At 36.1% G+C, this 14,363-nt stretch carries 15 protein-coding genes; 6 read left to right on the forward strand and 9 right to left on the reverse strand.

Annotated features, from left to right (window positions below; all coding sequences use genetic code 11):
* The first annotated feature begins 91 nt into the window (after positions 1 to 91).
* The gene (locus EK417_RS11790) at positions 92 to 1,015 is read left to right on the forward strand and encodes an alpha/beta fold hydrolase (RefSeq protein ID WP_136522263.1); all 924 of its coding nucleotides are present in this window, start codon (positions 92 to 94) and stop codon (positions 1,013 to 1,015) included.
* Positions 1,016 to 1,173: 158 nt separating this feature from the next.
* Here the strand turns inward: EK417_RS11790 and EK417_RS11795 are convergent, their stop codons facing one another.
* Both EK417_RS11795 and EK417_RS21550 read right to left on the reverse strand, forming a co-directional pair.
* Entirely contained in the window at positions 1,174 to 2,763 is a 1,590-nt protein-coding gene (locus tag EK417_RS11795) for an ABC-F family ATP-binding cassette domain-containing protein (RefSeq protein WP_136522264.1), read from the reverse strand.
* 76 nt (positions 2,764 to 2,839) lie between these two features.
* On the reverse strand, positions 2,840 to 2,971 hold the full coding sequence (locus EK417_RS21550) for a hypothetical protein (RefSeq protein WP_262709821.1): 132 nt from the start codon (positions 2,969 to 2,971) through the stop codon (positions 2,840 to 2,842).
* A 189-nt stretch (positions 2,972 to 3,160) separates the two neighbouring features.
* Here EK417_RS21550 and EK417_RS11800 point away from each other — a divergent pair, with 189 nt between their 5' ends.
* The 5 genes from EK417_RS11800 to EK417_RS11820 all read left to right on the forward strand — a co-directional run bounded on the left by EK417_RS11800 (position 3,161) and on the right by EK417_RS11820 (position 7,829).
* A complete protein-coding gene (locus EK417_RS11800) occupies positions 3,161 to 3,715 on the forward strand; it encodes a phosphoribosyltransferase (RefSeq protein ID WP_076596749.1) in 555 nt (184 codons plus the stop codon).
* A 153-nt stretch (positions 3,716 to 3,868) separates the two neighbouring features.
* The gene (locus EK417_RS11805) at positions 3,869 to 4,447 is read left to right on the forward strand and encodes an adenylate kinase (RefSeq protein ID WP_034697446.1); all 579 of its coding nucleotides are present in this window, start codon (positions 3,869 to 3,871) and stop codon (positions 4,445 to 4,447) included.
* A 56-nt stretch (positions 4,448 to 4,503) separates the two neighbouring features.
* On the forward strand, positions 4,504 to 5,487 hold the full coding sequence (gene obgE / locus EK417_RS11810) for a GTPase ObgE (protein WP_076596748.1): 984 nt from the start codon (positions 4,504 to 4,506) through the stop codon (positions 5,485 to 5,487).
* 320 nt (positions 5,488 to 5,807) lie between these two features.
* Positions 5,808 to 6,299: a DUF6438 domain-containing protein gene (locus EK417_RS11815; RefSeq protein ID WP_136522265.1), complete on the forward strand. Its 492-nt coding sequence runs from the start codon at positions 5,808 to 5,810 to the stop codon at positions 6,297 to 6,299.
* A gap of 222 nt (positions 6,300 to 6,521) precedes the next feature.
* Positions 6,522 to 7,829, forward strand: coding sequence for a DEAD/DEAH box helicase (locus tag EK417_RS11820; RefSeq protein WP_136522266.1), 1,308 nt, complete (start codon positions 6,522 to 6,524; stop codon positions 7,827 to 7,829).
* A 60-nt stretch (positions 7,830 to 7,889) separates the two neighbouring features.
* Here the strand turns inward: EK417_RS11820 and EK417_RS11825 are convergent, their stop codons facing one another.
* From EK417_RS11825 to EK417_RS11855, 7 genes are all read right to left on the reverse strand, one after another.
* Positions 7,890 to 9,035 (reverse strand): hypothetical protein, encoded by a 1,146-nt coding sequence (locus EK417_RS11825; RefSeq protein WP_136522267.1) that lies wholly within the window; start codon positions 9,033 to 9,035, stop codon positions 7,890 to 7,892.
* Entirely contained in the window at positions 9,035 to 9,805 is a 771-nt protein-coding gene (locus tag EK417_RS11830) for a TatD family hydrolase (RefSeq protein WP_136522268.1), read from the reverse strand. The genes EK417_RS11825 and EK417_RS11830 overlap by 1 nt, the downstream gene beginning before the upstream one ends.
* A 5-nt stretch (positions 9,806 to 9,810) precedes the next feature.
* A complete protein-coding gene (locus EK417_RS11835) occupies positions 9,811 to 10,332 on the reverse strand; it encodes a DUF4269 domain-containing protein (protein WP_136522269.1) in 522 nt (173 codons plus the stop codon).
* A complete protein-coding gene (locus EK417_RS11840; protein ID WP_110367781.1) occupies positions 10,333 to 11,283 on the reverse strand; it encodes a GSCFA domain-containing protein in 951 nt (316 codons plus the stop codon).
* 76 nt (positions 11,284 to 11,359) lie between these two features.
* A complete protein-coding gene (locus EK417_RS11845) occupies positions 11,360 to 12,331 on the reverse strand; it encodes a polyprenyl synthetase family protein (protein WP_076596742.1) in 972 nt (323 codons plus the stop codon).
* A gap of 101 nt (positions 12,332 to 12,432) precedes the next feature.
* On the reverse strand, positions 12,433 to 13,575 hold the full coding sequence (locus EK417_RS11850; RefSeq protein WP_110367782.1) for an inorganic phosphate transporter: 1,143 nt from the start codon (positions 13,573 to 13,575) through the stop codon (positions 12,433 to 12,435).
* Between the two features lie 12 nt (positions 13,576 to 13,587).
* Positions 13,588 to 14,226, reverse strand: coding sequence for a DUF47 domain-containing protein (locus EK417_RS11855; protein ID WP_027374906.1), 639 nt, complete (start codon positions 14,224 to 14,226; stop codon positions 13,588 to 13,590).
* Between the last annotated feature and the right edge of the window lie 137 nt (positions 14,227 to 14,363).

A 14,363-nucleotide genomic window follows, 5' to 3' on the forward strand; every position in this document is an offset into this window, starting at 1 on the left:
CATCTTCTGAAATCGATACTATCAACAAAGTCCCATGATAATCTTTAAAGCTTCCTGAAATCGAGATAAAATAACGTAAACCCTAATTATCATGCTATTATCCCAAACATCATCATATTTACCATCAAATTTAAACAAAAGCTCCCAGCTTTTCCACACCATATTTTCTCCGGAAACAGCAAAAGCCACTCTTCTCATCGTTCACGGCATGCAGGAACATAGCGGAAGATATGCAGAGATTGCAGCATATTTTGCGTCTCATGGAATTGCTGTATTGACCTATGATCACCTGGGACATGGAAAATCTGTAAAAGAGAAAAAAGATATTGGTTTCTTCCAGCTTGAAAAACCGGATGAAAGGCTTGTTGCAGATGCTGAAATGATGGCAGATTATCTTGCAGAACAATATCCGGATGTCCCCCATTTTATTCTGGGACATTCTATGGGATCTTTTATTACACGATGCCTTCTTCAAAAAGCAAGCAGTAAATTTTCCGGGGCTATCATTACAGGAACCGGCGGACCTTTACCGGGAATCAATATATTGAGAGTTTATTTGTCATTGGCCAATGCCATAGCGCCTCATCATCGTACTTTTTTGAATTCTGTTTTCACGAGTGTCAATAACAAACATTTTAAAAAGGATAAAGATTTCAGTGATACCAGCTGGCTCAGTGTAAATCCTAAAAACCGACAAGCTTTTGAACAGGATGAACTTTGTGGAATTCCGTTCACTCATAATGCTTTTTATACTTTATTTACCATTTATAAAAAAGCGACAACGAGAAACTGGGCTGCACCTATTTCTAAATCATTTCCTTTTTTATTCGTAAGCGGGCAGAACGATCCGATCGGTGATTTTGGAAAAGGTGTCATACAAACCGTCAACAACTTAAAAATTGATGGTTTTCAAAATGTGGACTTAAAAATCTATCCTGATATGCGTCATGAGATTTTAAACGAATCCATAAGAGAACAGGTTCTGAAGGAAATCCATAACTGGATCTTAAAATAATAAGAACAAAATAAAAATTCCAGATAGCATTGATCTGGAATTTCTGTATAAGTTTTGGCTAAAGCAGATGGAGTTGTTTTGATGTTGAAGGCGGGCTAAAGCCCACCCCTATTGAATATCTAAAAAGGATTTTGTCTGATTTGCAAGAAATGTAACAATTACCCCAGCATCAGTTCTCTGTCAATTCCAATCTCCTGAAGGAAAACCTCATCATGGGAAATCACCAGCAGGGTACCATGATAATCTTTTATAGAATTGGTGAGAATTTCTACATTCTGAAGATCTAAGTTATTGGTTGGTTCATCAAGGATAATCATATCGGGTGCTTTATTACTGATGGAAAGACCGCAAAGAAGCAATCGTAAACGCTCTCCGCCACTTAGCATTCCACATTTTTTGTCCCAAGTATCTTTCCAAAATAAAAATCTGGTGAGTAATGTTTTCACTTCGGATTCCTGCATGGCATTGTCATTGAAAGTCTGTACAAAATCGTAAAGCGTTGAATCATTATCAATAAGGGAATATTCCTGGTCAATATAGATACTGTTGAATTCTGTCTTATTTATTTTTCCTTCCGAAGGTTTAATATTTCCCAGCAGAAGTTTTATCAGGGTAGTTTTTCCGGAACCGTTTGAGCCTTTCACTGATATTCGGTCTCCACTTCGCACCTCCATACTGATGTTTTCTTTCCAGAGTTTTTCTTTTCCGTAAGTGAAATTAATATCTTCAACGGTAACAAGGATCTTTCCTGAATGCAGATTGGAATCATTAAAATTAACTTTCATCTGATCAGAATTCTTTAAGGAGGAACGCAGATCTCTTAAGTCACCGGAAATCCCACTAATTTTCTCTGCGTGTACACTTTTAAGTTTTGAACTGTTTTTTTCAGCATTATTCCGAAGCGTATTCATCATAATTCTGGCTACTCCGGATTTTTCCTGCTTCCCTTTACCTCTTGCATCCAGTTTTTGCTTTCGTTCCAGAGTTTCCCGCTCCTTTTCTTTTGCTTTTTTCAGAGTACGTTCTTTGGAATGGATATCATTTTGCAATGCTTCCTCCTCCACTTCTTTCTGTTTGGCATAAAAGTCATAGTTTCCACCATAAGTTGCAATTCCCTGATTGCTTAATTCGAATATGGTATCCACAAGATTGAGCAAAGTACGGTCGTGGCTTACGATAACCACTGTTGCATCTGTTTTGTTGATAAGATCATACAGTAATTTCCTGCCATTAAGATCCAAATGGTTGGTAGGTTCATCCAATACAATAATATCAGGTTGATTGATCTGAATTCCGGCGAGAAAAACTTTAGTCTTCTGTCCTCCACTCAGGTCTTCCAGTTTTTGAGTTAATTCAAAATTTTCGAGACCCCAATGCTCCAAAGCATGCTGGCATCTTTCTTCAATATCCCAGTCGTCATTGAGCGTTTCAAAATATATTTCGTCCACCTCTCCATTGGTAATTTTTTGAAGAGCATGGAGTTTCTGATCTATCCTCAGGCATTCTGCAATGGTAAGATCATTTAAATTTCCAAATATCTGCGGTACATAAAAGATATTACCCGGAATATTGGTATTGCCGTTGAGAGGCTGTATTTCTCCCGCGATTATTTTCAGCAGGGTTGATTTTCCCACGCCATTACTCCCTACCAGAGCAGATTTGGTATGAGACTGTATTGTTAAATTGATATGATTAAATAGAAGATTTCCTCCCGGAAACCCAAAGGATATATTTTGCAGTAAAATCATGATTTCTTTCTTAATAATGGTTGAACACCAGCAACTTCTTCATTACTGTTTTTATGAATCTGAAAGAAATGATATCCTACATGTCTGTATTGTTGGGTTTGAAAGAACAAAGATAGTCATTTTCCTGAATATTATTCTTTTTCATTTCAATCAGAACATTTATCCCCCTCTTTTGCTTCTTTGTTTTAAACACTTGTTTATTTTTCATTGTTTGCGGAGTCGTTTTTTAAGGTTATACCTTAATGTCTCGTTAAAAAGCTTCTCTTTATTATTATTTAAACAGACTTTATCATATTATTCAATTCAGATGTCCTGAAACCATCAAAGTTTCAAACTGATAAAAACAGGAAAGTATTTTAATCAAAAATCCGTAACTTTGCCTCCTACTAAAAATTTTATGGAAAGCATTAAAGTTCACGACAAAACTTTCGTTCCTTATTTAAAGGATGCCGAAATTCAGGAAATTGTAAAAGAGACAGCGTTAAGAATTTATGAAGATTACAAGGATGAAGTTCCTGTTTTCATTGGGGTGTTAAATGGAGTGGTGATGTTCTTCTCTGATCTTTTAAAATATTACCCGGGGGAATGCGAAATTGCCTTCATTCAAATGAGCTCTTATGTAGGAACTGAGTCTACGGGGATCGTTTATCAGAAAATGGAGCTTACAAAAGACGTAAAAGACCGCCATATCATCATTGTTGAGGATATCGTAGATACAGGAAATACGGTTGAAAGTCTTTTTAAATATTTCAAAGAAACACAACGTCCTAAATCTGTAAAACTGGCTAGTTTTCTATTGAAACCTGAGATTTACAAGAAAGATTTCAAACTGGATTACATCGGAAAGGAAATCCCAAACAAATTTGTACTTGGATACGGACTGGATTATGATGAATTGGGAAGAAACCTTCCAAATTTATATCAGCTGGAAGACGGACAAATCAACCATTAAACGCTGTTGGCTATTAGCTGATAGCTTTTAGCTTAAAAATTATAATAAAGAAATAAATTTAATATTAACTTAAAAAAGCTGAAAGCAAAGAGCAAACCGCCAAAAGCCAGGAGCCGGAAGCAAAATGCCAATTGCTGGAAGCGTATCAACATTATGATAAACATTGTTCTGTTCGGCCCTCCAGGAAGTGGAAAAGGAACACAAGCCCAGAATCTGATCGAGAAATTCAATTTAAAACAGGTTTCAACAGGTGATCTTTTCAGATACAACATGAAAAATGACACTGAACTTGGAAAACTGGCGAAGTCATACATCGATAAGGGAGAATTGGTTCCGGATCAGGTAACAACAGATATGCTGATCGACGAGATCAAAAAGCCTACTGATACCAATGGTTTTATTTTTGACGGATATCCAAGAACAACTGCTCAGACAGAAGCATTGGAGACTATCGTTAAAGAAGTACTGAATGACGAGATTGACATCTGTCTTTCATTGGTAGTAGAGGACAAAATTTTGGTTGAAAGACTTCTGAAAAGAGGTGAGACCAGCGGAAGATCAGACGACAGCAATGTAGAGATCATCGAAAACAGAATTAAAGAATATTATACCAAGACAGCAGAAGTTGCCGAGCTTTATAAGCAGCAGGGGAAATATGTAGAGGTAAACGGTGTTGGAGAAATTGATGAGATTTCCCAAAAACTTTTCGCTGAGGTAGAGAAAATTAAATAATCGGGATATGGCAAGGGATAAGAAGTTTCATCCCTGCAACCCGCAACACAAACTATATGTCTAACTTTGTAGATTACGTAAAGATCCATTGTAAAAGCGGACACGGAGGTGCTGGTTCTGCCCACCTTCGCCGTGAAAAGTATATTCCTAAAGGGGGGCCTGACGGTGGCGACGGAGGTCGCGGCGGACACGTCATCATGAGAGGAAATGCTAATGAATGGACTTTGCTTCCACTCCGATATACCCGTCACATAAAAGCAGAACGAGGTGAAAACGGAGCGAAAAACCAGCTGACAGGAGCTGACGGTTCTGATATTTATATCGACGTTCCTATTGGGACTATCGCTAAAAATGAAGAAGGTGAAATTATCGGAGAAATCCTTGAAGATAAACAGGAAATCATTTTGATGCAGGGAGGAAAAGGAGGAAAAGGAAACGAACATTTTAAATCCTCTACCAATCAGACTCCAAGATATGCTCAACCCGGAATGGACGGCGAAGAAGGCTATGTAGTCTTCGAGCTTAAAATTTTGGCCGATGTAGGACTTGTTGGATTTCCAAATGCTGGAAAATCTACACTCTTGGCTTCTGTTTCTGCAGCAAAACCCAAAATTGCCAATTACGCTTTTACTACATTAACTCCTAACCTTGGGATTGTAGATTACAGAAATTACAAATCATTTGTGATGGCTGATATCCCGGGAATCATTGAGGGAGCAGCAGAAGGAAAAGGTTTAGGACACAGATTCCTGAGACATATTGAAAGAAACTCTATCCTTTTATTCTTAATTCCGGCCGATTCTGAAAACCATTTCCAGGAGTTTAAAATTCTTGAAAACGAACTGAAGGAGTACAACCCGGAACTTTTGGATAAAGATTTCATTGTTTCCGTTTCAAAATCTGATCTTCTGGATGATGAACTGAAAAAAGAAATTGCAGCAGAGTTCCCGGAAAACAAACAGCCTCTATTTTTCTCAGGAGTTACCGGAGAAGGCCTTATGGAGCTGAAAGATGCTATCTGGAAACAATTGCACGGATAGACGTACATTGATTTATCAGTTTTATTTTGAAAATAGAGCTGCAGCATAAAAAACAGCCTCAGATTTCCTCTGAGGCTGTTTTTCTTTATAAAATTTCCCGTAAATTTTTAAACCATTAAGAAAAGATTTAAAAATAAAGCATCGTTAAGATGAATCATTCTGATCTCTTAAGCATAAAGCAGAGCTTATCTTCATATTCTTAACACTTGATACAATCTTAAAGGTTAAGCAGATTTACTATTTTATGTTTAACATCGAAACAAAGAAAATTTTATCTTTTGGAACAATTCTTGGGAGACTCTTTCAAATTTAAAAAGACTATGAAATATTTCCTCGCCATTTGCGCATTTGTGTTTTTGACATCCTGTACAACTTCTCAAAAAGTAAATTCAAAATATACTGCAATTGAATATGAGGCAACTCCGTGTTTTGGTTTCTGCCCTGTTTTTAAAATAATAATCAACCCGGACAGAAGTGCAGTTTTTGAAGCAGAACATTTTAATTTTAATGATAAGCCTTCCAAAGATGAGTTCTCCAAACCACGTGAAGGAAGTTTTAAAGGAGTCATTAAAGAAGAAGATTATAATAAATTAATCAGTTTACTTGATGGCTTAAATGTAAAAAGTTTGAATAACAAATACGGTGAACACAATATTACCGATCTTCCAACCGCCTATTTAAGAGTACAATTCGCTGACGGAACTTCAAAAAATGTGGAAGATTACGGAAAGCGTGGAAGCGAAAAGCTTTCGGAACTGTATCAGTTTTTTGAAAATTTACGAAAAAACCAGCAATGGACTAAAGTGAAATAATTTCATTTACTATGATCTTTTGATCCAGATAAGATTTTATTTTTACAATAAAACAATTGGCTGCTTGTATATGGGTGGCCATTGATATTTTACAGCCATAAAATAAGCTTTATAAAGATGCAAATGAGCAGAATAAAAATCTTAATTTTTTTTAAACTACCTTTGCAGAATGTAATTCTTTCAGACTGAAGGAATTTTTATTTAAATTTTAAAATAATTCATTTGAATTTTACAGACTTAAACTTAATAGAACCTATTGCAAAAGCAATCCAGGAGCAGGGATACACCACACCTACGCCTATTCAGGAAAGATCTATTCCTGATATTCTGGAAGGCAGAGACTTTTTAGGTTGTGCGCAGACAGGAACAGGGAAGACAGCCGCTTTTTCCATCCCCATCCTACAGAATTTATCCAAAAATAAAATTCCCAACAAACATATTAAAGCATTAATCCTTACACCAACCAGAGAACTGGCTATTCAGATTGAGGAAAACATTAATGCGTACGGTAAATATCTTCCATTAAAACAACTTGTTATCTTCGGAGGAGTAAAGCAAGGAAACCAGGAGGCAGCTTTGAGAAAAGGTATTGATATTCTGGTAGCAACACCGGGAAGACTTCTGGACTTTATTGCACAGGGCATCATCAGCCTGAAAAATCTTGAGATTTTTGTTCTTGATGAAGCAGACAGAATGCTGGACATGGGTTTTGTACATGATGTAAAAAGAATCATTAAACTTTTACCTCAGAGAAGACAAACTTTATTCTTTTCCGCAACAATGCCGGCTGAAATTCAAAAACTGGCTAATTCTATCCTCAATAATCCGATAAAAGTAGAGGTAACTCCGGTTTCTTCTACGGCAGATACCATCAAACAATCTGTGTATTTCGTAGAAAAGGATAATAAACTGAATTTACTTTCTCATATTCTGCAAAATGATATTTCAGACTCTGTATTGGTTTTTGCAAGAACGAAGCACGGTGCAGATAAGATTTCCAGAAAACTTCAGAAGGATAATATCTCTGCAGAAGCAATTCACGGTAACAAATCTCAGAATGCGAGACAAAATGCATTGAATAATTTTAAATCCGGAAAAACAAGGGTTCTTGTCGCCACAGATATTGCTGCCAGAGGAATTGATATTGATGAATTGAAGTTCGTGATCAATTTTGAGCTTTCCGATGTTTCTGAAACGTATGTACACAGAATCGGAAGAACCGGAAGAGCCGGAGCCGAAGGTAATTCTATATCTTTTGTAGACGGACTTGATCTTTTGAATTTAAAGAATACAGAGAAACTGATTGGAAAGAAAATCCCCGTAATCAAAGATCATCCGTTCCATACTGATGATCTTGTTGCCCAGAAAAGGGATTCAAATAACAAACCTCTGCATGCAGGTGGTGAGAAACCTAAAACAACAGGCAACAGTAACAGCTCAAGGCAGAGTAACAACCGTAAAAAGCCTTCTGCGGGAGCTTCGGTAGGGTTTAAAAAACCTAAGAACAAGAATTTCACAAGAAAGAAATAAAATAAAAAAGGTCGTCTCACAACTTGTGAAAACGACCTTTTTTATGATCGTTGATTATTATTATTCTGTTTTTTGTTTTGTATAGCAATAACCGATAATACAAAAAGGTAAACAAGCTGCCAGATAAGTGGTAGAAAAGAAATTATTCTGGTAAGAAAACCCTAAAGTGAAATACTGTTCACCTACAAAACTTAACATCACCAAAAAAAGAATATAAGCTGAGAAGTAAAATACTGTTTCTATTTTTTTAACATAGAAGGAAAGGATAACCGACAGTATCATAAAGAACAGCATAACAAATTTATTGCTTTGTCCCTGAAGATTAAGAGGATTATATTGCAGCACATGCTCAATATTTTTGGCAGGCAGCAGAACAGATGCCAATAAGATTGCTACCGTCAATAAAAAGCATACCCCAAATTTTATTTTATTTTTCCAGCTGGTTTTAATAAAAGGATTTAATAAAAAAATAATTAAAGGGATGATCACTGCGCTTCTTGTAAGACATAGAATTCCTATGCATATTCCCAACAGAAAAGGTCTTTTAAAGTAATCATCTTTAAACTTTCTGCTCCAAAAAAGAATAAAGGCTGCAACTGCAATAAAGGAAGAGATAAAATCACTCTTACAGACCACTTCATAAATATAAGCCAGGGAAATACCTAACATTCCTATCGCAAAAAATCTATGAAAATTGCTCTTAAATTCTAAAAAAATAACATAGGAAAACAGTAAGAAGGCAGCAACCTGAAGGTATCCGACATTACCTAAAAAATAAAAAACACTTGACAAAAGCAATTGCCCGGGGAGATAAGAGGATAAATTTCCCATGAAATTTGGAGTATCATAGATATATTCTCCTTTTGTCCAATGCTCTACAGAAAATTCTAAAGTTGCCCATCTGTCAATATTCATTTTGTAGGGATCTTTTATCACATGGCACAAAGCAATGTAAACAATAGTTATAAAAATGATAAGAAAATATACAGATTTTTCGGTCCATAATTTTTTCAACCGAGACCATTTTCCTAAAGAGAATAATAATAAATTACCCCCTGAAAAAAGAATAACTAAAATAGTAAGAGGAACAAAAGACTGCCTGATTCCATATTTTGTCAGAAATAAAAGATTAATGATGAAATAAACAGCAAACAGCAATATGCCATTCAACCTGTTGCTCCTAATAAAATTTAACAGGGCATTCATTAATTATGGTATTTGAAAATGTTTTTAGCATTTTCTGTTGTAATAAGGTCTATCTCAGAAAAGTCTTTCCCATAGATATCCACCAGTTTTCCGGCAACCAGATCAAGATAAGAGCTTTCATTTCTTTTCCCTCTGTGAGGAACCGGAGCCAGGTATGGAGAATCTGTTTCCAGAACAATTTTATCCAATGGAACTTCGTTCAAAAACTGATCTATTTTTCCATTTTTAAAAGTCACTACTCCACCGATTCCCAAGATAAAATTAAGACCAATGGCATGTTTTGCCTGTTCCAGATTTCCAGAAAAGCAATGGAAGATTCCTCTAAGTTTCGGATGTTTTTTTCTTTCCAGAACCTCAAATGTTTCATCAAAACTTTCTCTGGTATGGATGACAATCGGAAGGTCTTTTTCTATCGCCCAGTCAATCTGCTGTTCAAAGGCTTTCACCTGAATATCAAGTGTTGTTTTATCCCAATAAAGATCAATTCCAATCTCTCCAATAGCCGGAAAATGTCTCTGACCAAGATAATTTTTTACAATTTCAAGTTCTTTTTCCCATGATTCTGGCTTTACATAGCAGGGATGCAGCCCCATCATAGAAAAAATCTGGCCCGGATAGTCTGTTTCCAGCTGCAGCATTTTCTCATGGGATTCAGAGTCGATAGCAGGAAGATAAAATTCTCTAATCCCTTTATCTAAAGCTCTCTGAATGGCTTCTTTTCTGTCTTCATCAAATTCTTCTGCGTATAGATGTGTATGTGTATCAATCATTTTATTTAAAATTTCAACAGATCTTCATAAGGGTTTTCAAGTCCCAGCAATAGTCCGAAAGCTGGCTCTGTTTTTATTCCCTGTTTTTTCAGCTCTATTATTTTTTGTTTAAATTTTTCTCCTTTTTTCAGTAATATTTTGTATTCTGCAACCATGTGAAGGTATGCATTCTGCTCTGTTGTAGGCTTATTTTGTCCAAAAATCTCAATAAGAAACCCGTCCAGTATAAAATTTAACGTAATACATTTCTCCCCGTTTACAATGGGATATTCCACTTCTGCATCATGAGGAATAAGCTGGCAAAATAGTAAATCATCCAGAAAATCCTGTTCAAATTTTAAATCCACCTCGAAAATAAGATCCAGATCACTTCCTTTGATATCAATCTCAATAGGAACAGTTCCTGCTAAAATTGGAGAATAATCCTTCAATTTATCGAAAACACGATATTTTTTAAGAATTTCGTAAGCTTTTTTCTGTCTTTCATTTCCATCTTTCAGATAGTCAATTCTGGTGAAATCAGGCATTTAAAATATTTTATGTTTTACCTTCTTGCGCTGTACTTCAATTCTCTGATCCAGTTTTTCTCTGAACTCAATAAACTTCGGATCTTTCTTATCGCTTGTCTTGTGTTCAAGAGCCTTGATGATTTTAAAATTTTCTTTGATAAAGTTCTGTGTTTCTTCTGAAAAATAAGACTTCCCGAATTTCTCAAATATATAATTAACCGCCTGCGTACTGGGATGAATCATATCTTCTTTATAAAAACGGTAATCCCTGAGGTCATCCATTAAAATCTCATAAACCGGCAGATAATGACAGTCTTCGAACATAGAAATAGACTCATGGATAGCCGTAATCAGCTTGGATTTGCTCAATTGGTTTTCTACCATTCCGTCTTTTGTATGCCTTACGGGGGAAACGGTAAACAGAATTTGCACTCCTTCTTTACAAATATCTTTAAGATCCAGAATTGTATGGTAAATTGAGCTTGTCAGCTCCTGATGGGAAAGTAATCTTTTCTCAAAAAACTTCTGCGGAATTTTATGACAGTTGGCTACCAGCTTTTTCTTGGGAAGAAATTCATAGATAAATGAAGATCCGTAAGTGATAATGATCCAGTCAGCTTCCTGAAGAAAGGCATTTCCCGCTTCAATAGCACCGTTAATCCTGTCCAGGGTCTGATGAATATATCGGGTATCAAAACTGGTGTGATGATCCAGAGAGATGTATTCTTCATTGTAAGTAATCAGCTCCTCTTCTTCGTAAAATGCAGAATCATGTAATCTGTTGATGGCATTATTGATGGAAAAAGGATTAAAAATAGTCCCAAAGGGGTTGTTAAGAGTCTGAAGTTGTCCGTCCTGAAGTAGATCTGTCATTTCAGAGGCAAAGCATGATCCTATTGAAAATATTTTATCTTCAATCTCAATCTTCTTTTCTGATACGGGAATATCAACTTCGGTTCTGAATTTCATTGTATAGGGATTAGGTTGCAGGGAACAGGTTGCAGGTAAATTGCTGTTACCTGCGAACTACCCTCTGTTACCTATATTAACTTTCTCTTCTCAACAAATAATTAGCCAGTTCAATGAAAGGTTTTTTCTTTTCTTCCGGAACATCTATTTTCTGAAGGTAACTTTGTCCTATTTCATTATGTTTTTCAATCAGACGTAAAGCTTTCTCATCTACTTTTGTTCTTCTGAAAATCTTTTCTACGCCATACACCTTATCAACATTTTCAGTCTTCTTAGAATACCAGTAATCCAGTTCTTTTCTTTCTTCATCGGTAGCATGTTCTCTTGCTAACAGATACAGAACCGTTTTTTTGTTCTCATAAATATCTCCGGCATGCTTTTTTCCAAACTGTGCCTGATCTCCGAATACATCAAGATAATCATCCATAATCTGGAACGCAATTCCGATATGCTTTCCGAAATTAAAAATAGCTTTCGCATCTTTAAAATCAGCTCTTGCGATCAAAGCCCCGATTTCAAATGAAGAAGCACTTAACACTCCGGTTTTATAGGTAATCATTCTGATATAATCATCAAAAGTAACGTCTTTCTGAGTTTCAAAGTTGATATCATACTGCTGTCCTTCACACAACAGAAGTCCTGTGTGGGTAAATATTCTGATACATGCTTTGAAAATTTCAGGTTCAAGATCTTCAAAAAACTTATACGCTTTCAGCATCAGCCCGTCTCCGGAAAGAATACCTACATTAAGGCCATGTAAAGTATGAATGGTAGGCTTGTTTCTTCTTAAAGGAGCTTCATCCATAATATCATCATGGATCAGGGTGAAGTTATGGAAAAACTCGATAGCCAATGCAGGTTTGATGGCCTGTTTAAGATCTCCACCGAACATATCACATGCCATCAGCACCATAATAGGACGAAGACGTTTTCCACCATGGGAAATAATATAATTCATCGGCTCATAGAGCTCCGAAGGTTTATCTTTAAAAGTATATTTAGTGATGGCATCTGCAACAATCTGCTGGTATCTGTCTAAAAATTCCATAAAATCTTATAATTTGAACAAAAATACGATTTTTCAGGGCTTTATAAAACAAAAAACTTTGCCCAAACGGACAAAGTTTATATAATTATATGATTTGTTTTTTAGAAAACGAAAGTTACCACAAGATAGGTAATTCCCGCTACTATTGCAGAGATCGGAATGGTAAGAACCCAAGCCCAAAGTAAGCTTACAGTGATTCCCCATCTTACCGCTGAAATTCTTTTCGTTAATCCTACCCCGATGATAGAACCAGTAATCGTATGGGTAGTAGATACAGGAATACCGAAGTGGTCTGTAATGAACAAGGTAATAGCACCTGCGGTTTCTGCACTTACACCTTCTAATGAAGTTACCTTAGTAATCTTGGTACCCATGGTTTTTATGATCTTCCAACCACCGCTCATGGTTCCTAAACCGATAGCAAGGAATGATACCAAAGGAACCCAAAGGTAATGTTCTGCAAAATAATCAAAACGTCCTGCAGCAGGAATATTCAGATAAACCGGGTCATGCAGCATTTCAACATGATAATAGATAAGTGCTGCACCAATGATCCCCATTACTTTCTGAGCATCATTCAAACCGTGCCCCAAGCTGAATAAAGCTGAAGAAGCCAGCTGTAATCTTTTGAAAGACTGGTCTGCTTTGTGTGGGTTTGATCTTTTATAAAGGTGTACAATAATCAGGGTAATGATGATTGAGATAATCATCCCTATAATTGGTGCCATAAAAATGAACAGGAAGATAGGAATTACTTTATCAAACTTCACTACACTCTGATGGGTAACCTGATTGAAAGCTTCTTTAACAGTACCCCACATTCCAAGATCTGGCTGTGTTGCCACCACATCATGATAATCCATCATGAAAGCATGCATAAGAGCTGCTCCCAGGAAACCTCCGATCAGCGTATGTGATGATGATGAGGGGATTCCGAACCACCACGTAAGGAGGTTCCAGGCAATAGCTGCCACAAGACCGGAAAATATAACTTCAAGGGTGATAAAATTCTCGTTAACTGTTTTGGCAATTGTGTTACCAATTTTGAATTCTCCAATAATATAAGCAGCAATAAAGAAAGCTGCAAAGTTCCAAAGCGCCGCCCAAAGTACAGCCTGGAATGGAGTTAAAACTTTTGTAGAAACTATAGTTGCAATTGAGTTGGCTGCATCATGGAAACCATTGATATAATCGAAGATCAATGCCAGCGCAATAATAACTATAAGTAAAATCGGAAATTCCATTTTTGCTATGTATTAGGCGTATTTAATCATGATGTTCTCAATGGTATTGGCAACATCTTCTGCTTTGTCTGTTACAATTTCAAGGTAGTTTAATACGGATGAAACTTTAATAATGTTGATGGCATCATTGGTTTCAAATAATTCTACCATTGAGTTGGAAAGCAAATCGTCAGCAATATTCTCAATAGAGTTCACCTTAATACAAGCTTCTTTCACCTGTTCCATATTTTTAAACCCTTTCAGGTTTTTCATAGCATTCTGAATTTCAAGACATGCTTTGTGGATCAATAAAGAGAAGTCTGAATAAGCCTTCATCTCAGGTGATTTGTAAAGGAAAATATATTTTGTGGATGCGTAGATATAATCAGCGATATCATCAAGTCCTGTTGCCAGTGTGTGAATGTCTTCACGGTCAAAAGGTGTAATGAAGTTCTTCCCTAATTCTACGAAAATTTCGTGAGTAAGTTCATCATTCTTGTGTTCGAAGTCGCTCATTTTCTTCAACATTGAATCGTCATTAAGATCGAAATCCTTGATTCCTGTGTTGAATTCTTCTGACATTGCAACTAGATTTTCAGTTACTTTTTCGAAAAGTACAAAGAAGATTTTATCTTTTGGTTGAAAAGCGTGGAAAATATTACCAATTCCCATTTTTTAGTATTTATAATTCGTGTGCAAATTTCTTAAAAAAGGATTGTACGTGAAACTATATGACATTAAGTTTTGTTAACATTCGCTTAACAACTGATTATCAATAAAAAAAACCGGCATTAATGCCGGTTTTGTAT

The organism is Chryseobacterium candidae (assembly GCF_004916905.1).
Classification (GTDB): Bacteria; Bacteroidota; Bacteroidia; order Flavobacteriales; family Weeksellaceae; genus Chryseobacterium; species Chryseobacterium candidae.

Excerpts from the sequence above, each read along its gene's own strand:
- EK417_RS21550 (WP_262709821.1), bottom strand. The coding sequence starts at position 2,971 with ATGAAAAATAAACAAGTGTTTAAAACAAAGAAGCAAAAGAGGGGGATA.
- EK417_RS11795 (WP_136522264.1), bottom strand. The coding sequence starts at position 2,763 with ATGATTTTACTGCAAAATATATCCTTTGGGTTTCCGGGAGGAAATCTT.
- EK417_RS11825 (WP_136522267.1), bottom strand. The coding sequence starts at position 9,035 with ATGAATGCCCTGTTAAATTTTATTAGGAGCAACAGGTTGAATGGCATA.
- EK417_RS11800 (WP_076596749.1), top strand. The coding sequence starts at position 3,161 with ATGGAAAGCATTAAAGTTCACGACAAAACTTTCGTTCCTTATTTAAAG.
- EK417_RS11855 (WP_027374906.1), bottom strand. The coding sequence starts at position 14,226 with ATGGGAATTGGTAATATTTTCCACGCTTTTCAACCAAAAGATAAAATC.
- EK417_RS11840 (WP_110367781.1), bottom strand. The coding sequence starts at position 11,283 with ATGAAATTCAGAACCGAAGTTGATATTCCCGTATCAGAAAAGAAGATT.
- EK417_RS11790 (WP_136522263.1), top strand. The coding sequence starts at position 92 with ATGCTATTATCCCAAACATCATCATATTTACCATCAAATTTAAACAAA.
- EK417_RS11830 (WP_136522268.1), bottom strand. The coding sequence starts at position 9,805 with ATGATTGATACACATACACATCTATACGCAGAAGAATTTGATGAAGAC.
- EK417_RS11835 (WP_136522269.1), bottom strand. The coding sequence starts at position 10,332 with ATGCCTGATTTCACCAGAATTGACTATCTGAAAGATGGAAATGAAAGA.
- EK417_RS11850 (WP_110367782.1), bottom strand. The coding sequence starts at position 13,575 with ATGGAATTTCCGATTTTACTTATAGTTATTATTGCGCTGGCATTGATC.
- EK417_RS11845 (WP_076596742.1), bottom strand. The coding sequence starts at position 12,331 with ATGGAATTTTTAGACAGATACCAGCAGATTGTTGCAGATGCCATCACT.
- EK417_RS11805 (WP_034697446.1), top strand. The coding sequence starts at position 3,869 with ATGATAAACATTGTTCTGTTCGGCCCTCCAGGAAGTGGAAAAGGAACA.
- EK417_RS11815 (WP_136522265.1), top strand. The coding sequence starts at position 5,808 with ATGAAATATTTCCTCGCCATTTGCGCATTTGTGTTTTTGACATCCTGT.
- obgE (WP_076596748.1), top strand. The coding sequence starts at position 4,504 with ATGTCTAACTTTGTAGATTACGTAAAGATCCATTGTAAAAGCGGACAC.